The sequence below is a fragment of the Chloroflexota bacterium genome, from assembly GCA_026710945.1.
GTDB lineage: Bacteria > Chloroflexota > UBA11872 > VXOZ01 > VXOZ01 > VXOZ01.
Genome location: JAPOQA010000067.1, coordinates 55580 through 79225, shown reverse-complemented (window position 1 = coordinate 79225; position 23646 = coordinate 55580). Strand labels below are relative to the sequence as shown.

Sequence of the window (23646 nt, the reverse complement as noted above, 5' to 3'; positions counted from 1 at the left end):
CGGCGGCGAGCCACTGTCCGGGCCCGCCCGACGGCGCGGCCTGCCCCTGCCCCAAGAAGGCGTAGCGCACAGCGCGAAAGCTCCCGGCACGAGCTACAGATGCGCCCAGCCGTTCCAATTCCTGGCGCGGGGCCGCGCCGTAGCCGCCGCGGCCCACGATAACGACCGTGTCAAACGGCACGCCGTTGGGCTCCGTTTGGGTCTCCGGGGACAAGACGTCTCCATCTTGTTCGCTGTGGCGGTCTGCCATGGCGCGCTACCTATCCACGTTGCGCAAGGGACCTAATCCACACCAACCATCACAGATGCTGCCGGCGCTCCGTTGCTGGATGCCGGTACCCCATTGGTGGCTGCCGGCGCCAAGGCGTGGGCGGGAAGGTAGACAATATGGAGTTTGCCGGTGCGGGGGTGTATCTGCACCTCGGCATCTACACCAAACACGTCGCGAATGAGCTCAGGTTGCAACACCGCCTCCGGCACGTCTGCCGCTACGATCCGTCCTGCCGCAATGATGTAGATGCGGTCGCAATAGGCTGCAGCCAGATTGAGATCGTGCAGCGCCGCGAACGTCGTTACCTGCAAGCCGCGCACCAGATCCAGAATCTCAAGCTGATAGCGCACGTCCAGATGGTTCGTGGGCTCATCCAGCACGAGGAAGCGCGCCTGCTGGGCCAGGGCGCGGGCAATCAACACGCGTTGCTTTTCACCGCCGGAGAGCGTGGCGAAGCTGCGTTCGGCAAAGTCCAACATGCCCACCTGCGCCAGCGCGCTTTCCACCAGGGCATGGTCTTCATCGGTTTCGCGGGAAAACATCTTCTTGTGAGGCGTGCGTCCCATGAGCACCATCTCCCACACCACAAAGTCGAATTCGCCGGGAGATTCCTGCAGCACCGCCGCCGTGCGTCGGGCCGCCTCGCGCGGGTCCAGCTTCCACACGTCGTCGCCGTTGAGCGAAATGTAGCCGGCATCCGGCTTGAGCGCGCGATAGATCGACCGCAGCAAGCTCGACTTGCCGCTGCCGTTCGGGCCCAGGATACCGACGAATTCACCGGCGCCGACCTCGGCGCCGACCTCTTGCAGTATCGGTTGCGAGTCTACGCTCCAACTGACATCTTCAACACGGAGGTTCATGTTCTGCCTCCTCCAAATGCATCTTTGCGCCGCCGCATTAACCATAGAAAGAACGGTCCGCCGAGAAACGCCGTAATGACGCCAAGGGGCATCTCTTCCGGCTGCACAACCGTGCGTGCGAGCACGTCAACCCAAACCAGGAATATCGCCCCGGCCAGCAGACTCACCGGCAGCACGCGGCGATGGTCCGTACCAACAAAGAGGCGCACGGTATGGGGCATCATCAGTCCCACAAAGCCAATCGCGCCGGCCAACGCCACCATGACGCCGGTCATCATTGCCGCCACCACCATCAGCACCCGCCGGAAACGATTCGTATCCACACCCAGGCTCACGGCCGTTTCCTCACCCGCCACGAGGGCATTCAACGGCCGCGCCTGCAATACCAAGTAAACGGTGCCGATGAGGAGCACCAGCAGCGGCAGCGTGAGATAGCTCCATTTTGCGCCGGCCACACTCCCCATCAGCCAGAAGAGCACCGAGCGAATGCCCTCAGCCTCGTCGGCGCGAAACACCATGAAGCTCATCGTAGCCGATAGGACGTAGGACAGCGCGACTCCTACCAAGATGAGGCGCACAGGCGAAAGAGTGCCCCGGTGCTGGGCCAGCGTGAGTACCACGATGAACGTGAGTACCGCTCCCAGGAAAGCAGCAACCGACAGCGCATAGATTCCTAAGAACTGGAATACGCCAAACAAGATGACGAGCACCGCACCCACCGAGGCACCTGAGGAGACGCCTAATATGTACGGATCGGCCAGCGGATTGCGTACCGTCGCCTGCATGGCAACGCCCACAACCGCGAGCCCGGCGCCGACGACGGCTGCCAGCAACACCCGGGGGAACCGGATCAGCCACACGATGTTTTCGTGGGCAGCCGACCATTCGCCGGAGGCCAGCCCCGTCAGGCGGGAGACGGCAATCTGCCATACCGTCAACGGTGCGATGGCTACCGGGCCGATGGTAACTGCGAGAGTGAGTGAAACCAGCAGCGCCACCAGCAAGCCGAGCACGACGACAGGAAAGCGCGCGTCCCACCGCCGACCGGGCGCGCGTTCTTGTGCCGGGCCCGCCGCAGTCGGCGACCGCGTCGGTCTCTCCGCAACTGTGGCCATTGCTGTTCTCCGTCTATAATCTGTTCTTCACAAAGCATCTCGATGATGCTGCACTGTTATGTAAGGGGGTTGCCGGGTCCCGCTGCTATGGAGACCTCCCCCAACCCCTTTTCTTCCCGATCCAGAACACAACTATGGCTACGGCCAAGATCAAGGCCAAGGCAGGCAGCCCCAACAACGCTGTATTCCACCCGCTTCTCATTCCGTTGACCTCAACCGGCGAGGAGTCTCCCCTATCGTACGCTTCGCGTAGCAGGGCCACCGGGTTCTGCTCCCCAGCACGTTGCGCTGGAACAGTCAGCCACCGGCTTAACGAGTCTCCTTGTTCGCTGGTTCGCGCTACCGCGACGAATGCGGTAAGGGCCGTTTGCTCGCGGGGACACCGTTTGTCGCCGCCTTCCCTAGCGCCGGCCTCAAGAGCGGCGAGCAGTCCATCAGCAAGGACGGCGTCAGGCTGTTTCATCACCTCTTCGAACGCTTCCAACGCCGCGCTGACCACTGCCGGTCCCACCAGAATGTTCCCTTGGGCCGAGATGGATGGGCCACTGACCGCACCGGCCCAGTCAAGGTTCTCGCTCCCGGTGAAGTTTGCCGCTCCGTGCGCCAGCGTGGCGACACCGTACTGTCTCGTTTCAGGAGAGGAATCACCCGAGCTAGCTGCAGCAATCGCATCTTGAGGCGAAGCGCCGGCCAGCAAGCGACTTGCAACCCTATCGATCCGCTCGGTGTTCTGCGGGTCCCCCTGCGCCTGCGCTGCAATTGCACCATGACCGGGCAGCAGGCGGGCCAGTTCGATATCACCAAGCGAGGAGTCGATATATACGTGATATATCATTCGCCCCGCGTCATCCCCGGACCCGCCGGCTGTCGCTGACAATCGAGAGTTCTCAGGCACACAAGTTGCCAGCGCAACACCCACCTCGGCTGCAGCAACGTCGACAGCAACAATGGACCAGGTGCCTGACGAATAGTCATTAGTTGGGGCTATAGCCCCGGCGCCGCAGCCGGTAGTCAACAAGAGCGCGATAGCGACGCGCGCGACCCGAGCAGGCTTCACAGTCATGCCACCTTGTCCTCGGTGTCCTACTCTAATGCAAACACGCCCTAGCCGGCTTGCGCCGGGTAGAAGCCCTTGAACAGCGTTTCAATGACATCGATACTGCGGGGCCCCGGCTGGGTGGCCGTAAAGGGCACAACAACATAGCGCTGGTCCTGGATAGCCTTGATCGATGCGAGCGCCTCGGAATTGACGAGGAACTCGCGCTTCTCGTCCGCTGTAGACCAGGTTGCGTCGTGCAGCACAATGACGTCCGGATTGCGTTCGATAACGGACTCCCAGTTCACCGTCGCAAAATCGCCTTCAACGTCCGCGAATATGTTGATGCCGCCGGCCTCTTCCAGCAGGGCATTCACGATGCCTGTACCGGCGGCCGTATACGGCGCTTCGTTGTCGCTGTCGAAGACGAAAACCGTGACCTTCGGATCCGCCGGCTGCGTCTTGGTATGAACTTCCGCTAACCGCTCCCGGATGCCGGCTACATAGGCTTCCGCACGCTCCGGCACACCGAAAATCTTGCCTATACTTAAGAAGTCAACAAATACGTCCTCAATGGTGGCCTTGCGTTCCAGGCAATTTGCCTGGGCAACATATGAGTTTATGTTCAGTTCCAACAAGGCCTCGCGCGGGCCGGCCACCTCATCGCGGAAGGCGCTCACCCAACCGGCGTAGAGGAAGTCTGGTTCCACTCCCAAGAATACCTCTCGGGAAGGGTATAGTTCCGAGAGCACAGGTATCTGTTGGTACGCGTCAGCGAGATCAGGCAAGATTGGGTCTTCCAGGTACGCCGTGCCGACCATGTGATCCTGCAACCCCAACGTTAACATCACTTCCGTGGCGTGTTGTGCCATGGCTACGGCGCGTTGCGGCGGCTGTTCGTACGTTGTGCTCACGCCACAATTCTCAATCGTGACCGGCGCGAACGCCGACTCGACCTCTTTTTCTGGCATCGCTGCTGCGGTCTCTGCCGGCTGCGACGTGCCAACGCCGCAGGCGGCGAGGAGCAGGCCGCCGGTTCCCATGGCGCCAAGGGTCAGAATCCTGCGGCGCGTCAACTGCTGCTGTCTGTTCATTCCTATGCCTCATCCAGTTAACACTAATCATAACGACAAGCGTTATCAATAAGTTAATGATAACTATAGTCATTAAAAGGAAAGTCTTCCGGCTTGTCAAGGGGGATTGGACAAAGCGCAGATTTTCTTGAAAGGAAATTGCCGCCATCTGAAGCCGACAAGTCACAGACTTAGTGGGTCTGCGAGCGTCTTCAATGCAAGTGACGGTCAGATTTGCAGGGCCAATCTCAAAGAACTGTGTGAAGGTTTAGAAGTAGATCGAATCCGCATCCCGGAAGTGCGTTCCAAGCTACGGCATCTCGCAGCCAGAGCGCTGCCAAGATGCGCAATGCGCACCCAAACAGGTACCTTGGGCTAGGTGGGATTGCCGGGATACAGGAACGGCACCCAGGACTCGTGAGGCGGGGAAGGCACGAAGCGGAGATGGGCAAGGTAGCCGTTGAGCCGTGGCTTGCCCGGCCTCGCCAACAAGCGCATGCGCGCTTCTTCGGCAGTGCGCCCGCCTTTGCGGTGGTTGCAGTCCTTACAGGCGGAAACGAGGTTTTCCCAGGTGTGACCGCCGCCGCGGTGGCGAGGCATCACGTGGTCTATCGTGAGTTCCCGTGCTTGCACCCCGCAGTACTGGCACGTATGACTATCGCGGCGAAAGACCTCCTGGCGAACCAATCGAGGCCCGGTGGGAGGCCGCTTGACTAAGTAATGCAGTTTGATCACTGAAGGGCGTGTGTAGCGGGCTTCGGCTGATATCAAGTCATCCGCGTACTGTTCGACTACTTCCGCCTTGCCGGTGAGCAAGAGCACAAACGCCCGCCGCACGTTGCAGATATTCAGCGGTCGATAGTCAAGATTCAATACCAGAACACGCTTGTTGATGCTGTTCATTGCGGGCCACACTTACCAGCAACCGGTCGTGTTCTTGACCATCGTAATGTTGGCGGTTAAGCTACGGAACATTCACCTCCGGCAATGCTCAAATCTGCCTCTTGCCTGTATTCTAGCTGGAACCAAACACGTTCACAATACCGTTGACCCTATAGAACCCTCTGAGTATACTGAGACTTAAGGGCAAGATACTGCGCAGACGCCACGTTTACTTGCAATTTCCTCACTTCACCGGCGCAATCTCCCACGCACAGCACGCTTGCCGCAATTCGCTGGTGCTTTATTAGATGCACAGTGTGTGCCGATCCGGATCACTAGAACAAGGGGGCTTTAATGTATTCCAGTCTGATTGGCAAAGTGGAGAAAGCTAACCGTTATACCGAAGAACGAGATCGTTTTAGCTTTTCAGCATTCACGGTGCGCGTGCGTGGTGACAACAACGAACACGAGGTCTCATTCAAGGACGGGGAATGGCACTGTGACTGCGACTTTTTCACGATCTACGGACTATGCAGCCACGGTATGGCCCTTGAGCGCATCCTCGGTGAAATGGTCTCCGCCAAGATGACGTTTTCCGATATGATCAAGGCTAAGACCGGGACCGCCCTGCCGTAGGAACTGCGTACATTTCTGACCTTCATACCCCGTCCTTCCGTCTCTCAGACCGGTATTTTACACTCCAGATTCCCTCACTTAGAGGTGAACGGTACGCTCAACTCATCCTGTAATCCGTATGTTCAAGATAGACCCTCAAGACATCGAAATTGTCCGCAGCGCCCGGCGCAGCAAGACCGTTACCGGTGAATTCAAGCATGGCAAGCTACGTGTCCACGTACCCGCTCGCCTCACCAGGGAACAAGAAGAGCACTACGTCGCGACAATCATCGAACGGGTTGAACGCCGCGAAACCCAGCAGATGCTCAACGACGGCGATCCGCTCCTCAAGCGCGCCGCTGAACTCAATGCGCAATACTTTGCGGGCAAGCTGGAGATTGTCTCAGTCACCTACGTAACCAACCAAAACTCCCGCTTCGGCAGTTGTAGCGTGCGTCGCAAGACCATCCGCCTTTCGCACCATCTCACTGAAGTCCCGGAGTGGGTGCGTGACTACGTGCTCATGCATGAGATGGCCCATCTCGTTGAGCCGGGGCACAATCGGCGCTTCTGGGACATTGTAAATCGCTACCCCCGCACGCAAGAAGCCCGGCGCTATCTAAGGAAATTCGCCTTCGCTGAGTAGCCTCAGCAGCATTGTGCAGTTCTGCCGCCCTGCGACCTCCGGGACTCTTTTCCGCCACTGCCGCAATCTTCCCTCTTCGGCAATCCTGTGGCATGCTGTATTCATGGCTACCGCAAAGACCAAGAAAGCACGACGGGCGGAGAAAGTCCGCGACCCCAACAACCTGGTGGTGGCGACGAACCGCCGCGCCTTTCACGACTACCACATCGACGCCACATTCGAGGCCGGCCTTAACCTTCTGGGTACTGAAGTGAAGTCTATTCGCGCTGGCCGTGTCAATTTGGCTGAAGGCTTTGTGCGCATAATCAATCGCGAGGCGTGGCTTTGGAATGTGCACATTTCACCGTACCAGCGGGGCGGCTATGTCAATCACGAACCGACCCGGGCCCGCAAGCTCCTGCTCCACAAAGACCAAATCGGCACCTTGTTTCGGCATACCCAAATGAAGGGACAAACGGTCATCCCGATCCGGCTCTACCTGCGCAACGGTCGGGTCAAGGTAGAGATTGCGGTGGCGCGCGGCAAGAAACTCTACGACAAGCGGCAGGCCTTGGCCGCTAAGGACGCCCAGCGCGAATTGGACCGCGTGGCGAAGGAATATTCCCCCGGTCGCGTGTAGCGCTCAGCCTTGCAAGTGGGTCCACTTGCGGAAACCTCCGCGCATGCGCGCAATTCACCCGCCATTGCTGGCCGTACCCCGCGCTTAACGTCTTGTCGCGTGTACGTCCTTCGGTCAGGATCTCCCATTTTCAAGAGTCCAGCTTTCGCGTCCGCGCTGGTATACTGTACGCACTCACTGTATCTCTCGGCTAGTCATTGACACAGGTGCTTCCTATAGCTTTGTAAGCACGCTTGTAGCACTCGTGTCGGCCAAAGACTCACGCAGGTGGCCGGTCGCAAGGATTGAGCCGATGCTGAGTGGCACAGTGATCGAATTTGCCCTGTTGACCAACAAACAGCGTATGTAAGCGAGAATTGGAGAACTGTCGTGGATGAAATTCGTATCGGCCTAACCGGACTCGGCGCGCGCGGCCGCCACTGGTTGAAGATGTTGGACAACTTCAACGGCTATCGCGTGACGGCGATCTGCGACCCGCTCACTGAGCTGCATGAAATGTCGCTTGAGCCGTTGAAAGAGCCGGAATCAATAGCGGTCTACGACAATTACGAAGATTTTCTGGCCGATGACAATGTGGATGCCGTAGCCCTGACGGTCCGCTGCAAGGAGCAGGGCGCGCTGGCGGCGCAGGCGCTGGAAGCCGGCAAGCACGTCAATTCCGAGGTACCCGCCGCGCATACGATGGAAGACTGCTGGCGCATTGTGCTGGCAGCCGAGCGCAGCGGCAAGATCTACCAGCTTGGCGAGCAGCGCCGCCACTCCGGCGAGTTCGCCGCCTGGCGCGAATTGGTGCGGGAGGGGAAGCTGGGCAAGATTACCTTCTGCGAAGGTCAATACATCGGCTACAAGGAACCGGCGCGGTACCATCGATTGCGCGGCTCGGCGCAGCTCGTGCCAATTGACGATGTCGCGAACAATCCCGATGCTGAGCCATCGTGGATCAATCACATGCCGCCCATTCACTACCTACCCCACGAACTTAGCCCCATCCTCATGGTGCTCGACGATCGCGTCACGGAAGTCACCGCCATGAGCACACGTTCGCCGAGTTACATCCATAGCGAAATCCAGCAACCGGACATACAACTGGCCATCATGAAGACCGCCAAAGACACGCTCATGCGCCTCGCGGTCTCCTACACGCAGCCCACGCCGCCTCGCGATAACCACTGGTGCCACATCATGGGAACCAAGGGATCAGTCGAATTAGCGCGCTCACTGAAGGATTCGCCTAAGCTGTGGTTGGCGGACGCCCAAATGCACGACCACGCTGAAGTGGATTGGAAACCGCAACGCACCGACGCGCCCGCGGAAGCGCGCGGCAGCGGCCATAGCGATACGGACTACTACATCCACGCTACGTTCCGCGATGCGGTGCTCCACAACGTGCCCCAGGAATTCGATGTCTACAAGGCGATGGACACGGCCGCTCCTGCCGTCCTTGCTTCGGAATCTATCGCGCAGGGCAGCACGCTCATGCAGGTGCCCGACTTCCGGCCGGGGCCCAACCGGCGCAAAGGCGAGATGCCAAGGTAGGGACTACTTCAACCTGACATGTGCCAAAGCAAGAGTTAGTTTTGCGCCAATTGGAGCGAAATGCCGTAGCGCGGGGGCTTGTCCCCCGCCCATTCGAGTTGCCGCGACTAATCAGCAAGACAAGCATCCCGCCAAATCAGGTCTGAGGATTCCTACCTTTGGGCTCAGGTTGCAAACCTGCGCTACCGTTTCACACAACAGAGTTCAAGGCTCTACTGGGGTCTCGCAGAGGATCGGAAGTTGCAGAGGCGTACTCCAAGACAGGCTGGCTCCAGGTGACGGAGAGGAAACACTAATGAGCATAGAATTGCCCGAATGGGTTACCTATCCTGAGGAAGACTGGGAGAGCATCACTCCCGCTGAAGCGGGCCTCGATCCCCACAGGTTCGAAGCGTGGCTGCGCACCTTGGGCTTTCACGGCGCCAACTTTGGCGGCGAGGACCACTCCGGCAACAAGTGGGGCGTGATGCTCACCCGGGGCGGCTACTGTGTGCACACCTGGGGCGATCCGCACTACCGCTTCCAAACGGCATCTATGGGCAAGGCCTTCATGTGGGTGCTGCTCGGCATTGCGGTGGCAGACGGCCTATTGGACGTCGATGCGCCAATTCATGAGACGTGGACAGGTGAAGGCGAACTCTCTCACCCCCACAAACACCTAAACGAAGGCAATCATAGGAATCTCACCTCGCGGCACATCATTGGCGAGAAATACGGCCGCACGCATCAGGGTGGCTTTCCCATGGAGATTGGCAGCGCGTATGCCAAGGGACGCGCGGGGCTCAGCCAAGAGGAGGCCGACAAGGTGTGTCCGGCCTGGGCGCATTGGACTGGTGATCCCTTCTACGACCTTTACTCCCACGCCGCACCCGGCACGCAGGAGCATTACAGCAGCGCCGGCTTCTGGCGCATGGGACAGGCGCTGACATACGTCTGGGGCCGCGACCTCAAAGACGTGCTGGACGAGCGGCTCTTCGGCAAGATCGGCATTGCGCCGGATAGCTGGGACTGGTACACCGGCGAAACGGTGCAATCACAGCAGTACTTCTACCCAACAATCCCGGACTCCTACACCTACCTCGATCCGCCGTATCGCGTCAACGGCCACGTGGTGCGGAGCGGTCCCGGCTGGGCGGTCATGTGCGCCGCCGACATCGCCCGCTTCGGCCACCTGCTCGCCACGCAGGGGATCTGGAAGGGCGAGCAACTCATTGATCCCCAATGGCTGCGCGGTCACGGCGGCGGCAACCGCAGCGGCGTCAGCGGCGAAAGCACCCACTACACCGCCCTGGCCCAGGTCACCACCGAGGGCGTCGACCACGTCCACGCCAGCGCAAGAGACAGCTTTGTTCCCGCAGAGGTGATCACAAGCCCGGTTCAGATATGAAACCGGTGTCGACCTGCCACTAGCCGATAGGAGCGGTGGACACTCTTGGGAAGCCTGTTTGCGCCGCTGGCAGACTGCGCCCACCGGGTCTGCTCACGCCCGGGGCGCCAACCCAGGATTTGCTCAAACCTGCATGGGCAAATCGCGTGTAGGTAGGGCCACCTCAATGTCATCACGCGCCAGCGCCTCCATAAAGAACAACGGGTCTTGCGTGTGAATGGGTACGAGGCGCTGCGGACGGACTTGGCGGATTATGTCGATTAACTCATTGCCGCTGGCGTGGCCGGAGGCGTGCAGCGGGCCGTCCAACGATTCGTCGAGACCGTGGATCTCTACGTCAAAGTGGTCCAGCCAGTTGCGCAGACGCTGATGGTCCATTTGCATCTCCTCGTCGAAGGCCTCGCTGCTGGAGTAAATGTACACAGCAGGAATGGGAGCCAGGCTGGCGAGCTCGTTGATGTCCCAAAACGAGAAGCAGAGGATGTAGTCGCCGGGATTGCGGCGAATGTCGGCTGCATGCACTAACCTCGCGTTGTGACGATCCAGCAGCTTCTTCTCCCAGCCGCTGACGCGGGCACGCGCCTTCTGGTAGAGCACAAAGCCAGGCACAGAACCGAAGTCCGGCACCTCGTCCGGCGCGGCGTAGTGCATGGCCTCCAGCAAGTACCCATCTTTGTTCAGCACGGCGAGTTGCCTTCCCGTCTCGCGCGCAATCTCGTGGAAGATAAGGAGACGTTCCACGTTGCGCGGGCCGAAGTCGGCGAAGACGAGCTTGCCCTGGGCTTCTCTTACGATTTCCGACGCGGTTGCCTGGACACCATCTTCGGTCGCCGGATTCGTGTCGGCGCCGCGCGTGCCTTCGCAGAGCAGGATAGTGGGCTTGAGCGCCGCCATTGCCGCCACAGCCTCTCGGGTCTGCGCACTGTGCCGCCCATGCCAGCGCAGATCGCCGGTATAGGCCACCCAACCAGAGGAAGTCTCCACGGCGAACGCCGCCGCGCCGTAGATAGAGTGATCAACGGGATACCAGCGCAGTCTATTCTTGCTGCCGCCGATGGTGTCGCCAGCCGCTTGCACGGCTACAGGGGCCATCTCCCGTGTGGACTGAGGAGACTCATTCCAAAACCGCTCCGCATCCAGGGAAAGCGGCCCCGTAACAAAGCGGACTGGGCGCTGCTCCAGCGGGGCTTTCGCGACGGTGCGCAGCACGCCGTCCCTGATCGCGCGCGGCACGGCATAGACTAGCTCGCGCTCCAAATCCGTAGGCGCGCTATCCTGAATAGCCTTCGAAATCAGCGCCGTCATTGCCGTGGTATAGAGCGGAATATCCGGGCGCAGAAAGGACACGGAACCGGTATGGTCCACATGGGCGTGGCTCAGCAGCACGCCGTCCACGTGATCCAGTGTCCGATAGTGCGGCTCTTTCTGCCAGCGATTCCAAAAGCCAGCAGCCGGTTCCAGGTCAGTGCGATAGATGCCGTGCAGCAGCGGCAGCATGCCCGTCTGAAAGAAGTCGTTCAGTCCATAACCCGGTCGCGGATTGAGAAACTCTTCGAAGTACCGACTCCGTACCTTGAAGGAGATGCCAAAGTCGAAGAAGAGACTCGTTGTCCCGTCAACGAGCAGGATTTTATTGCCGCCAATCTCGTTGCTGCCGCCATAGAAGTACAGTTTAGGCATGGGAAGAACCTATCAACAGTTCAATTTTGATTAACACTCCCAAATCTGCCCTTTCCATGACTTTCTGAAGCGCGCAATGCTTGGTGGGCACCGATAAGACTTCCCCTCACCCCCGTATCGAGTACGGGGCAGGCTCTAGCCCTCTCCCGTCGAGGGAGAGGGAACGCTCTCGTTTCCCCTTAGGTTTCGCAAAGGTCTCCCCAGGGAGAGGGGGTCTCTTTCGACGGCCCGCCTAGGCTGTGGATTGGCCTCCAAATGAAACGTAGGGGCGGTTCGCGAACCGCCCCTACACCATAATATTCCTATTGTCTACAAGCCCTATTGGTTGGCAATGCTTGTTAGCTTCGCCGCTCTAGCCAAAGTCATGTCTAGATGAACAACGGGGCTAGCACCAGCGTAATCGTTGAGAAGAGCTTGATAAGCACGTGGAGGGACGGTCCTGCCGTGTCCTTGAGCGGATCGCCCACCGTATCACCGACCACCGCCGCGTGATGGGCCACCGTATTCTTGCCGATCACACTACCGTCGGCATCTTTCAAGTGGCCCGCCTCGATGAACTTCTTCGCATTATCCCACGCGCCACCGCCGTTATTGAGGATGGTTGCCAGGATAATACCGGACATCGTACCCACCATTAGAAACGCCGCTTCCGCCTCCCAGCGGAGCACAACGCCGACAACAATCGGGGCCGCTACTGCGAGCAGGCCAGGCAGGATCATCTCGCGGAGGGCCGAGCGTGTCGTAATATCCACGCAGCGCGCGTAATCGGGCCGTACGGTGCCTTCCATGATGCCGGGTTCCTCAGCGAACTGCCGTCGGACCTCCTCGATGATATCACTGGCCGCACGCCCCACGGCGCGAATGGCCAGGGCGCTAAACAGGAAGACCACCATAGCACCAATAAATCCACCGATAAAGACCTCGACCTTTACCAAGTCCACCTGGATCGCCTCATGGGGCAGGCCCGTCATGTGCCGCACCTCATCGAGAAAAGCCTGGAAGAGCAGGAACGCCGCCAGACCGGCGGAACCGATCGCGTAGCCCTTGGTGAGGGCCTTGGTCGTGTTGCCTACCGAGTCGAGCTGGTCTGTGATAACACGGGCCTCTTCCGGCGCATCCGACATCTCGGTGATGCCGCCGGCGTTGTCCGTAATCGGACCGAAGGTATCCATGGAAAGCACGTAGGCCGCGCTCATGAGCATGCCCATGGTCGCTACCGCCGTCGCGTAGATGCCCTTCACCGCCGAGCTGACACCCTCCACCTCGGCCAGTGTGCCGAGCCAGAACGAGAGACCCAGCGCCAAGACAATTGCCAACACCGACGTGGCGGTTGTTTCGAGTCCAATCGCAAAGCCGCTGATGATATTCGTGGCCGGACCGGTCTTGGAGGCTTCCGCAATCTCCTTCACCGGACGCCAGCTACCGGACGTGTAGTACTGGGTAATGTACACAAAAGCCAGACTGGTCAGAATGCCAACGGTGCCTGCCCAGAAGAACATCAGGTCTTCCAGCAGATAGTAGACCGAAACGAACATGAAGATGATTGAAAGTACCGTGATGACATAGTAACCCTTGTTGAGGGCATTCATTGGGTTTGCCGGATTGGCGCCACGGGCCAGCATAACGCCGACAATGGACGCAACCAGTCCGAACGCGCGCACGATAAGCGGGAAGAGCACCCAGGCGAGGTTATTCGTCGCCACCGCCAGGCTCGCGCCCAAAATCATTGCACCGATATTCTCTGCAGCCGTCGACTCGAAGAGGTCGGCGCCGCGGCCGGCGCAGTCGCCGACATTGTCACCCACCAAGTCAGCAATAACCGCCGCATTACGGGGGTCATCTTCCGGAATGCCCTGCTCAACCTTGCCCACCAAGTCCGCGCCGACGTCGGCGGCCTTCGTATAAATACCACCGCCCAGTTGCGCGAACAGCGCCACAAAGCTGGCGCCAAAACCAAAGCCGACAATGCTGCTTACAACCGAAAGGGAATTTTCCGGCGTGAGGTTATTTCCGCCATAGATCAACAACATCGCGCCGACACCGATGAGACTCAGCGCCACCACGAGAAAACCGGATACAGCGCCGCCGCGCAGCGAGACCTTCAGTGCCTCTTCCAAGCTCGAACGCGCCGCGTTGGCCGCGCGTCCGTTGGACTGCACCGCAATGTACATACCGACAAAGCCGGAGATACCCGAACAGATCGCCCCTACCAAGAAGGCCACCGAAGTCTTGATGCCAAGTTCGACATCAGATGCAAAGTAGCCGATGATAGCGCCAATCACGATCGCCGCCACAATCGCCAGTACTGCGATCGTGCGGTATTGCCGATTGAGGAAGGCGGTTGCACCTTCGAAAATCGTCTCCGCGATTTCCCGCATCTGCTCGGTACCGCGATCACGCCGCAACACATCGTACGCAAGCCAAATTGCGAATATCACAGAAATCAGACAGGCTATGGGGACTGCCCAGACAAGTTCCACGTTACTGTGTACCTCCCGTCGTTGGCACGACACTCTGCTTCAACACCTCGCTCAAGGCGCTGAAGAATATTTCCATTTCTTCTTCCGTTCCAATCGTAATGCGCAGGTAACGCTCCAAACCGTGCTGACGGAAGTAACGCACCAACACCTTCTGCGCCCTTAAGGCTTCATAAACGTCAACCGCCGCATGCTGCGCCGGCTCAACAAAGAGAAAGTTTGCGTCAGAGGGATAGACTTTGCAGGGGAATTCCTGCGCCAACCTGCGAGCTACGCGTTTGCGGCGGGCGCCGATCTCCGCACAAACTGTCCGCATCCACGCGTAGTCATCCAGCGTTGCTACCGCAATCGCCTGGCTCGGTCGGCTGACACTGTAAGAGTCTCTGAGCTTCCACATGGGCTCTAACAGTTCCGGCCGTCCGAAGGCATACCCGACGCGAACTCCCGCGAGCCCGAAGGACTTGGACATGCTTCGCGACACGATTATGTTGTCATACTGTTGTACCAGGGGCAAGGCAGAGGCCGACGCGAAGTCAACGTATGCCTCATCCACGACCACCAAGCCCGTACACTTTTGTGCCAGTCGCTCGATCTGATCGGGAGGCGTAAACGTGCCCGTCGGCGAGTTAGGATTCGAGATAGCCGTGAGCGTTGCCTGCAAACCCGCCAGTTCGTCAATCGGCACCGCAAAGTCGGGTCCCGGTTCTACGGTCTGGATGACGGCATCTTGCATGTGCGCCCAAACTTCATAATACGGATACGTAGGAAACGTGTACGCAACGGTCTGCCCCCGGTCTACGTAAGCGCGAAAAATGAGATTGAGGATCTGGTCCGAGCCGTTATCTACATAGATCCACTCGACGTCAAGCTCGTAAATCTCCGCCAGCTTGTGGCGCAAGTCGCGCGCCAAGGGATCAGGATAGCGTGAAAGAGCCTGATTGGCTTGGCCTTCAAGCGCCGCCAGTGCCTTGGGCGAGGTGTGTGGGTTCTCATTCGTATTGAGCTTCGTCCACCCGGTTCCCTGGGGCTGCTCCCCGGGAATATAGGGCGACATCTCCTGGACGGCTTTCCGTGGGGCCGGAATCACTGGCAGAATCCCTTCCTGATCGCGTACCTTACCACCATGTATTCCGCGAGAATCAACTCTCTGACAACCGAGGCCGCTTCCAGTTGAGGAGCACCCAAGAATCGGCCATTAGATATAACGCCGCTATGGTGGCAACTGGGGCATTATAGCGAACATTGTGAATGCTGTCACGTGGAGAGCGCCTAAGACAGAATGCTACTACTGCTAAAAGGCATAGACCCATTGTTTGGGCACAAGCCGGCCGGATTCTGCACCGCTTTGACCTTGTGCAGGCAGCGTGCTGTTGCCGCATACATATTAGAAAGGCCCCTCACAACAGCGTGTTAGGCTCGTGAAAACGCCAGTCGCACCTTAAGCTGCAGAGGCGGAGAATCCCATGTGGATTCTCCGCCTCCATCATATGCACGTACGAACAGACTACTGGATGCAGCCGCCTTCGGCCAGCCAGTTTTCCAACTGTCCCTGGGTGCGATCCAAAGCTTCAGGCACAGTGAGGCTGCCCTCTACCAACTCTGCCCACGTCTCCGACCAAGCAGCATTGAAATCAGCCTGCTTGAGGATTGTGGGGGTGATGCGGCTATTTGCAGCCTGCATCAGGTAGACGTTGACATCTTCATAGTCGGTGGTTGTGGCCGGCGTAATGTTCTTGTTGGCCACATAGCGCCCACCGCCCATGGCTCCGACCTCGTCAACAACGTCGGCGCTGACTGTGTGCTTCAGGAACTCCCAGCCGCCATCGGGGTTCACGCCGGAACCGCCAAGATACATGGCGTTATTCGCCAATGCGACGGGACGTCCGGCGGGGCCGCTCGGCATCGGCGCCATGCCGATCTCAAAGAGCTGCTCCGGTGTGATGTTGGCTTCAAACGTGCGGACGTTAAAGGAGCCGGTGTTGAACATGGCCTGGGTGCCCTTAATGTAGGAGCCGCCCATCACCTTGTGTTTCAGCGCCACGTCCACGTGGAACTGTACCGCGTCTCGGAAGGAGTCGGACGTAAAGGTGGGCATTGTGCAGCCCTCATCCCAGAAATCGGCGCCATACGCCCAGGCGTACATGCAGAGGTAGGAAGTGAAACCAGCATAAAGCTGCACGCCGCCTTGCACGATCTCGTCGCCTTCAACTTTAGTCAGCAGCTTCGCAGACTCCAGGAGCGCTTCCCAGGTCCACGCGCCATCCGCTTCCATCTCGGTCGGGTTCTGAAGGCCGGCTTCGGTGAAGAGATTCTTGTTGAACCAAATCTCTTTGCCGTTGCTGAACCATGCCAAGCCGTAGGTCTGACCCTGATACCGCTCTTTGGTGGCATCGTAGAAGTCATCTGGTGAAACGTCCCCATCCGCAGCCAGGTAGGGGTCGATGTTTGTGATGATCTCAGACTCGATAAACGGGCCCAACCACGCAAAATAGCCGTAAACGGCGTCAAATGCGATACCGCCCGCTTGCGCCGCACCAGCCTTGGCGGGAAGTTCGCCAAAACTTGTACCTGTTACGGTAAGTTCCAGATCCGGATGCTTGGCCTTGTACTTATCAAAAATGCTGCCCCAGGAGTTTTGCCAGATTTCATTCTGGGCCAGGTCAACGTGCAAGTAATTGACAACCTTGGCCTCCATGGCCTCGGCTTCTTTGGCAGCCTCTTTCGGCTCCTCTTTCATCTCTTCTTCGGCCGGAGCCTCTTCCACCATCTGCGCCTGTCCGCAGGCTGCCAAGAGCAGTCCCGCGCCAGCCAGCGCACTTCCGCCGAGAAATGTCCGGCGGGATAAACCTTTTCGCATGCTCGACCTCCTATAGTCGCATTCGCTTCCTCTGTTGGCATTTCAACCCTGAATACAGAGGATCAGTCCCTATCTCATTAGGGCGCTCCACAATACAAATACACGAATGGGAATCCCCCCCATCCTTGCTGTGCAAGGATAATCTAAGTTAACACCGTCGTCAAGTGCCTAAAGAGCGATTTTCGCATCCAATGTGCGTACGCAATTGAGGAGTGAATTCCCAGCAAAGAAGCGCTTTCGACCAGGCACGAAAACCGCTCTACCGCTTGCGGGGTTTGTCCAAGTCCCACTCTGCCCGCTGGAATTCCGCTCGCCGCAACCTTACCCGCCAGAGCCTCCCCCAGAAGAGCCCAAGCGGCAGGAGAAGCGCGACTATCGCGGCAGGCGCCATCCAATGGGTGCCGATGACGAAGATGAGCGATTCCTCGGCACTAAAGAAGAAGAGAATTGCGCCGCCAATGAAAAGCTTGATGAGAATCAGCGACCAGATAAGGATCCAGCCCGGCACCGGGCTTTCATCAATGGATGGCTCAATGAGTTCCCGCGGACGTTCCGTAAGAAGTCGCCACACGTACTTGCCTGCACCACGCTGTCCAGCCAATTGCCGTTTCATAGTTTCTGATTATACCGCATTAGATCGCGACAATCGGTGCGTAATGCCTCCCTCGGGGACTATTGATGCAAATGGCTCTAATTCAGGGGGCAGATCGCTAAAAGACCTTGAAGCGTGCCAGCGCCCATTTCGCCTCAGGGTCTGCTGGTCTATAATTAACGGTAGCAGGGTTTGTTGCGGGAGTAGCTCAGTTGGTAGAGCGCTAGCCTTCCAAGCTGGATGTCGCGGGTTCGAGTCCCGTCTCCCGCTCCCTCCGTCACTCGCAATTTTTTTCTCTGGCTTGAACTTGCTTTCTTCTGTTGTCTCGTTGCGTTCCGACGGCTCGCGAGAATGTAGCTTGCATAGGGGAATTCTCCGGCTCGTTGCCACGGACCGGCCCCCGGCCCGAGAGCCCAAGGGAATTTCAGCCCCGACGCATCGGTGAGGGGTTGGCTGCGGACGGGCACCAGTCAAATGGGGATCGTCACCCCTGCGAATAAGCAAAGTACCGCATTCCAATGAACAAAGGAGGGTCAATGTAAAGCAAAGCGCGCAGGATTGACATTGCCAATTGCCCCGTTGACGGCTTGTTTTCCGCTCAGCACAACGGGATACCGTACGAATGCACACACCAAACTTTCAATCAAGAGGAGATTGCCTTTTATGCCCAATCCGATCGTGCATTTTGAAATTGTCGGTTCCGATAGCGCCAAGACCCAACAGTTCTACACCGAGCTCTTTGACTGGACCATAGACTCCGATAATCCGATGGGCTATGGGGTGGTGAATACGGGGAGTGACCGCGGCATTGGCGGCGGCATCTTCGGCGTGGAAGAGGAGGGTGATCGCACCGGCGTGAAGATCTACATCGAGGTAGACGATCTGCAGACCTACCTTGACAAGGCGGAGCAATTGGGTGGGAAGACCATCCTGCCGCCAACCGTAATCCCCGATATGGTGACCTTCGCGTTGTTTGCCGATCCGGACGGCACCTTGATTGGTCTCGTCAAAGGCGAGTAGGTCTCTGGTTTCGTCTCGGGAAGAATAGGAGCGGTGCGGCGGATTTCTCCGCCGCACCGCTCTCCTTAATCTTGACCGCGCGAATCGGCAATTTGGCGCGTGCCGCGGCAAGCGCATTCTGCGATTCAACTACTCCCAGCGGAAGAAGCGCCATGAGAGCAGCGCCGAGGCAACCATGAAGAGCAACAAGACACCCATGCCTTGCAGCATGGTCGCGTACGGCGTGGCATCCACCATGACTTGCCGCAGAATGTCAGCGAGGTAGGTGAGGGGGAGCACAACGGCGACCGGACGCAAGAATTCCGGCATGAAGTCCAGCGGGAAGAGCGCGCCGGAAAGGAACATCATGGGAAAGTTCACCATTTGTACGATGGCAATCAGCGCTTCCGCACTGGGCGCCAACGCACCCAAGAGAAAGCCGAGCGCAATGAACGCCAGCGTGCCGAAAACGACGATGCCGATGATGGCGGGCCACGATCCCACAACCTGAATGCGGAAGAGCGCCAGCGCGACACCCAGCAGAATACCCGTCTGCACTAACGCAATGGCGAGCCGGACGACAATGTTGCTCAGCAAGACCATCCAACGCGAAACCGGGGTGGCCTGGAGCCGCCGCAGCAGTCGCTGTTGCCGCTGCTCCACCAAGGTGGTGGCGCCAAAGAGCCCTAGCTGGGCCACCGAGAGAGCCAGAATTCCGGGCGCGATATAGTCGATGGGCCGGAAGTTCTCCGCCTGCACCGAATGCGTTTCCACGGTAACCAGACTCGGTTGCTGGGTAAACTCCCGTTGTACGCCTTCGATTACCTGCTGCACGATAGTCAACGCGGTACCGGCGGACTGCTGCTGGCTGATGTCCATATGGACGCCGATTGTAGCGACTTCGCGCCGCTGCCAGGCAGCCGAGAGATCTTCGGGAAGTATCACGACCGCGCGCCGATCGCCTCTGCCGAGCGCAGCCAGCTCAGCTTCTTCCGATCCAATCGTCAAATCGAAGAGCTCAATTTCTTCGAGCACCTGCGCAATTGTCTGCCCGGCCGGCCCCTGATCTCGCACCACCAGGCCCACCGGCATCGAGGCGCTCTCCGACTCACCGAAAGCGGAGCCGATAATGACCATCAGCACGATGGGGAAAACCAGGGTCCAAAAAAGCGCTACCTTGTCACGGCCGAACTGCAGACCGGTGTAGTACGTGAGCGTCCAAAGGGCCCTCATTCGCGAATTTCCCTTCCGGTGAGATGGAGGAAAACGTCCTCCAAGGTGCCGCGCTGAATGCGCAAGCTATCCAGACTCAATGCGGACTCGCCGGATACCTGCAAGAGAGACGCCATTGTCTCACGGATGTTCGTCGTATAGATGGCGGCGGAGCCATGCTTCATGTCGACGTGCGTTACGCCTGACAGTCCTGCCAGGCTGCTTGCGTCCACGCCATCCATGAGCGCGACTTCAATTGCCCGTTCCGGCACAAATTCGTCCACCAGATCGCGGGGCGTGCCGAGAGCGAGAATCTTGCCGTGGTCGATGACGGCAACACGCTGGCACAAGACTTCGGCCTCTTCCATATAGTGTGTTGTCAGCAACACGGTCTTGCCCTGATCTCGCATCTGCTCCACGATATCCCAGAGGGCGCGGCGGGCCTGGGGGTCGAGACCGGTTGTGGGCTCATCCAGGAAGACTAAGGCCGGATCGTTGATGAGCGTCAGCGCCAGTGAGAGCCGTTGTTTCTGACCGCCGGAGAGATGCCGGTACTTGGCTTTGCGCCGCTCCTGCAACCCCACCAATTCGAGGAGTTCGGCAACCGGCTTGCTATCGCTGTAGAAGCTGGCAAACAGACGGAGAATCTCTTCCACGCTCAGCAGCGGGAAGAGCTCCGTCTGCTGCAATTGGACGCCGATCTGCGCCTTGACCGCATCGCCCTCTTGCGCCGGGTCGTATCCCGTCACCTGCACGCGGCCGCCGTCGCGCTCGCGCAGTCCGATGAGGATTTCCACCGTCGTGGTCTTGCCGGCGCCGTTGGGTCCCAGCAAGCCAAAGACCTCACCCGCTTCCACGGCGAAGCTCAACCCATCCACCGCCCTCAGGTCACCATACGACTTTTGCAGGTTTTCTACGACAATCGCAGCCAACAGGTGTCCCTTGCATTCTTTTGCCAATACACTCCAGGAATCATACCATGCAAGGTTAACATTTACAAATCTCACTCAAGAGACATTCAGAACTCCAATTGTTCGCATTGAACATGCTATCATCACAGGTTCACGTTTCACATAATCACGCACGTCTTGTACAAGACGCGAGCATGCGCCGTGCCGGGACCCAAGTACGCAGAACCGGCATGCGGCGTCAATAATGGGAATAACACCAAAGCCCTCGCTAATCGGAGCGCGAGGCCCCGCGCCATCCGCTCGGCCTTCAGCGGACACGACCCCAGTCCGAGAATTACATTCCATGCTTGATGGATATATAATCGCCATGGGACGACACACATCAGCATTCAACTCGTGGGAGGAACACCCGTGGTCATAGACGCCCATCATCATCTCGGTCAGGAAAAAGACTACGCCGACAAACTCATCGACACGATGGCCAAGCTCGGCGTAGACAAGACGGTACTGCTGGCGACCAGCACCAGCGGACCGGGCAGCAGCAACGAGGGAATTGAGCAGGCTATCAAGAAACACCCGGACGAACTCGTTGGATTCGGCTGGGTGGACCCGGCCCTGGACTCCAACGCCGTGGATACGGTGCAGCAGTTCTACGACAGCGGCTTCAGAGGCCTAAAGTTTATCAAGACGCGCAAAGCCTACGACGACCGCTCCTACATTCCCACCTATCAGAAAGCCGCCGACCTGGAAATGCCCATACTCTTTCATCAAGGCATCGTCGCCCGGCACGCCAATGACATAGAGAACGACGTTCACTCCGGTCGCATGATGCCGGTGCATCTGGACTACATCGCCCGCCAGGTTCCTGAACTCGTCATGATCGGCGCCCATCTTGGAAACCCCTGGTGGTATGAGGGCGGCATGGTGCTGCGTTGGAATCCCAACCTCTACATGGACATCACCGGCTCGACGCTGAAAATGCTGGACCCGGAAGACGTGGGCAAGATCCTATGGTGGCGCCGCGACAGCCAGTATCGCGATCCCTGGGGACGCGACGCCTGGGAAAAGATCATCTTTGGCACCGACGTGCCGTATTTCCTCATGGAAGACGTGATGAATGACTACCGCAACTGCATGGACGTGCTCGGCGTACCGCCCGACATCCAGCAGGGCGTATGGGGTAACACCATGGAAAAGATCTTGAGCTACGAACTCTCCGAAAAGCACCGGCCCTTTGACGATCAGGGCGGCCACTACCCGCACGCCATTCCCCAAGAGGCGCCTTCCGCAGAATGAAAGAATAAGGAAAAGCAGTACAGCTCATAGATGGAGCTAACGTAGTGCGCCAAGAGGCGGGGGACAAACCCCAATGGTGTCGCATTAACGTAGCGCGGGGGCTTGTCCCCCGCCAAGGCAATTGGACCTGCGACCAAGTCAGCAGCAGACGCAGGTTCGCACGTTCCGTGCGCGTAACCTGCGCTACCGGAGTTGCGGGACACTGAAGAGCGCCATGCTCCTTGCCAGGAAAGTTAACGCGACACCATTGGGGACAAGCCACCGCGCTACGACTTGCTCGTACACCGACAACGCAACATCAACCGAGTCCAGATGCTTGGCTACACCCGTCCGCGCGTCCGGGTGTGCAAACCGCGCCTGTTCTCTGCGTTTTCCATCGTGCTGTAGAATAGAACAACAACCGCTCCACCTCCGATTTCTTTTAAAGAGCAAAGAGAGACACTGATGAAACGTCTCGCTGTGCTCCTCGCCTTTGCCCTGTTCCTGCTTCTGCCGACCTCCGTCGCGGCGGCAGAGTGCCGGTTTGTGCTCGGCTTTGCGACACTCCGCGACCTCATCGGCCACAACATCGTCGGCGCATGTCTGGAGAACGAGCGCTACAACGCCATTGGCGATAGCAATCAGCAAACTACGGGCGGCCTGCTGGTCTGGCGCAAGGCCGACAACCGGACCGCCTTCACCAACGGCTACCGCACCTGGATCAACGGACCGAACGGACTCGAGCGGCGTCTCAATACCGAGCGCTTCCCGTGGGAACCTGACTACGCTCCGGACGGCACGCCCACTCCGACACCTACGCCATTGCCCACGCCCAGTCCAGAATCGACCATCGTGGCGGAACAGGACGTGCTCGTCAGTTTTCGGTTGGAGAACGGTAAGCAGGTGACCGTATACCGCGAGGACGAGGATACGCTGGTCTACACCTTTGGTGTCCCAGGCAAAGAACCGGAGTTGGCGTACCGAGGGCCGATCCTCGCGGAGGTCAGGGCAGCAGCTACACTCTGGGGCGAGGGTGTAGGCAGCCTCGCGGAACTTGCCCGCGCGCTCGCAAGCAAGGATAGCGCCTGGACAACGTGGCGTGGCGAGCGCAGCATCGCCGCTCAGAATATAGCGCAAGCGGCCAATGCACGCGAGAGCCGCGGGTTCATTTGGGCTAGTGCCATCACAGGACTCGTTTCCCAATCCGTCTACATCTTCCGTACCGGTGGCTGGGAGTACACCGTTGCGTCTACCTGGGGCCGGCCCATCAACGTTCCCAAGGACGAGTTAGCGTGTTACACCTCGTATAGTGTCACGGTTCTGTCACCGCAAGGGAAGAGGCATTCCCTGCGGTGGCTGCCAGAGCAGCGTTGCGGCTTCTTAGGGTCGGCCCTTCAACGTTCTCAAGGACGAGTATAAGGATTACAACTCGTATCGCCTCACGGTTCTGTCGCCGCAAGGGAAGAAGCATTACCTGCATTGAAGGCGAGAAAGCCTAAGCCGCTGGGCATGACAAGCGCGCTGGACGGCGTGCCGTGAACCGCGTCGAGCCGTGGCTGGGGTCGATCTTCTCCGTGCCATCCACCTGACAGGGGTATGTATT

The 23646-nt window shown here is 58.7% G+C and carries 21 protein-coding genes and 1 tRNA gene; 9 read left to right on the top strand and 13 right to left on the bottom strand.

The genetic code is table 11. The features are described from left to right. The 6 genes from OXE05_13940 to OXE05_13915 form a co-directional block, all read right to left on the bottom strand. Positions 1-250: hypothetical protein (locus tag OXE05_13940; protein MCY4438416.1), on the bottom strand; the 250-nt coding region annotated here is incomplete at its 3' end. 32 nt (positions 251-282) lie between these two features. Then, positions 283-1131, bottom strand: coding sequence for an ABC transporter ATP-binding protein (locus tag OXE05_13935; protein ID MCY4438415.1), 849 nt, complete (start codon positions 1129-1131; stop codon positions 283-285). Continuing rightward, a complete protein-coding gene (locus OXE05_13930; GenBank protein MCY4438414.1) occupies positions 1128-2246 on the bottom strand; it encodes an iron ABC transporter permease in 1119 nt (372 codons plus the stop codon). Before OXE05_13930 ends, OXE05_13935 begins: the two co-directional genes overlap by 4 nt. An 85-nt stretch (positions 2247-2331) precedes the next feature. Beyond that, positions 2332-3309, bottom strand: a complete 978-nt coding sequence (locus tag OXE05_13925; protein ID MCY4438413.1) for a DUF1028 domain-containing protein — start codon at positions 3307-3309, stop codon at positions 2332-2334. 41 nt (positions 3310-3350) lie between these two features. After that, positions 3351-4376 carry an ABC transporter substrate-binding protein gene (locus OXE05_13920; protein ID MCY4438412.1) on the bottom strand — a complete coding sequence of 342 codons (1026 nt, stop codon included), beginning with the start codon at positions 4374-4376 and terminating at the stop codon, positions 3351-3353. 354 nt (positions 4377-4730) lie between these two features. Continuing rightward, entirely contained in the window at positions 4731-5258 is a 528-nt protein-coding gene (locus OXE05_13915) for an HNH endonuclease (protein ID MCY4438411.1), read from the bottom strand. Between the two features lie 333 nt (positions 5259-5591). On the opposite strand from OXE05_13915, the gene OXE05_13910 reads away from it, so the two are divergent. The 5 genes from OXE05_13910 to OXE05_13890 all read left to right on the top strand — a co-directional run bounded on the left by OXE05_13910 (position 5592) and on the right by OXE05_13890 (position 10040). Further along, entirely contained in the window at positions 5592-5873 is a 282-nt protein-coding gene (locus tag OXE05_13910; GenBank protein MCY4438410.1) for a hypothetical protein, read from the top strand. A 118-nt stretch (positions 5874-5991) separates the two neighbouring features. Next, on the top strand, positions 5992-6498 hold the full coding sequence (locus OXE05_13905) for a M48 family metallopeptidase (protein ID MCY4438409.1): 507 nt from the start codon (positions 5992-5994) through the stop codon (positions 6496-6498). A gap of 103 nt (positions 6499-6601) precedes the next feature. Next, entirely contained in the window at positions 6602-7117 is a 516-nt protein-coding gene (gene smpB, locus OXE05_13900; GenBank protein ID MCY4438408.1) for an SsrA-binding protein SmpB, read from the top strand. 369 nt (positions 7118-7486) lie between these two features. Next, on the top strand, positions 7487-8653 hold the full coding sequence (locus OXE05_13895; GenBank protein ID MCY4438407.1) for a Gfo/Idh/MocA family oxidoreductase: 1167 nt from the start codon (positions 7487-7489) through the stop codon (positions 8651-8653). Positions 8654-8948: 295 nt separating this feature from the next. Continuing rightward, entirely contained in the window at positions 8949-10040 is a 1092-nt protein-coding gene (locus OXE05_13890; protein ID MCY4438406.1) for a serine hydrolase, read from the top strand. A 123-nt stretch (positions 10041-10163) separates the two neighbouring features. On the opposite strand, the gene OXE05_13885 is transcribed toward OXE05_13890, so the two are convergent. The 5 genes from OXE05_13885 to OXE05_13865 form a co-directional block, all read right to left on the bottom strand. Continuing rightward, the gene (locus tag OXE05_13885) at positions 10164-11720 is read right to left on the bottom strand and encodes an exonuclease (GenBank protein MCY4438405.1); all 1557 of its coding nucleotides are present in this window, start codon (positions 11718-11720) and stop codon (positions 10164-10166) included. A 368-nt stretch (positions 11721-12088) separates the two neighbouring features. Further along, a complete protein-coding gene (locus OXE05_13880) occupies positions 12089-14200 on the bottom strand; it encodes a sodium-translocating pyrophosphatase (GenBank protein ID MCY4438404.1) in 2112 nt (703 codons plus the stop codon). 1 nt (position 14201) lies between these two features. Beyond that, positions 14202-15284, bottom strand: coding sequence for a histidinol-phosphate transaminase (hisC, locus tag OXE05_13875; GenBank protein ID MCY4438403.1), 1083 nt, complete (start codon positions 15282-15284; stop codon positions 14202-14204). Positions 15285-15701: 417 nt separating this feature from the next. Then, positions 15702-17054 carry an extracellular solute-binding protein gene (locus tag OXE05_13870; GenBank protein ID MCY4438402.1) on the bottom strand — a complete coding sequence of 451 codons (1353 nt, stop codon included), beginning with the start codon at positions 17052-17054 and terminating at the stop codon, positions 15702-15704. Positions 17055-17313: 259 nt separating this feature from the next. Continuing rightward, positions 17314-17667, bottom strand: a complete 354-nt coding sequence (locus OXE05_13865; GenBank protein ID MCY4438401.1) for a hypothetical protein — start codon at positions 17665-17667, stop codon at positions 17314-17316. A 176-nt stretch (positions 17668-17843) separates the two neighbouring features. Between OXE05_13865 and OXE05_13860 the strand changes: the two genes are divergently transcribed. Beyond that, positions 17844-17916, top strand: a tRNA-Gly gene (locus OXE05_13860). Between the two features lie 393 nt (positions 17917-18309). Beyond that, the gene (locus tag OXE05_13855; protein MCY4438400.1) at positions 18310-18666 is read left to right on the top strand and encodes a VOC family protein; all 357 of its coding nucleotides are present in this window, start codon (positions 18310-18312) and stop codon (positions 18664-18666) included. Between the two features lie 129 nt (positions 18667-18795). Here the strand turns inward: OXE05_13855 and OXE05_13850 are convergent, their stop codons facing one another. Continuing rightward, on the bottom strand, positions 18796-19878 hold the full coding sequence (locus tag OXE05_13850) for an ABC transporter permease (GenBank protein ID MCY4438399.1): 1083 nt from the start codon (positions 19876-19878) through the stop codon (positions 18796-18798). Beyond that, positions 19875-20816, bottom strand: a complete 942-nt coding sequence (locus OXE05_13845; protein ID MCY4438398.1) for an ABC transporter ATP-binding protein — start codon at positions 20814-20816, stop codon at positions 19875-19877. The genes OXE05_13850 and OXE05_13845 overlap by 4 nt, the downstream gene beginning before the upstream one ends. 363 nt (positions 20817-21179) lie before the next feature. Between OXE05_13845 and OXE05_13840 the strand changes: the two genes are divergently transcribed. Continuing rightward, positions 21180-22064, top strand: a complete 885-nt coding sequence (locus tag OXE05_13840; protein ID MCY4438397.1) for an amidohydrolase family protein — start codon at positions 21180-21182, stop codon at positions 22062-22064. A gap of 444 nt (positions 22065-22508) precedes the next feature. After that, complete coding sequence (locus OXE05_13835; protein MCY4438396.1) at positions 22509-23462, top strand: hypothetical protein; 954 nt, start codon at positions 22509-22511, stop codon at positions 23460-23462. Positions 23463-23646 lie beyond the last annotated feature (184 nt).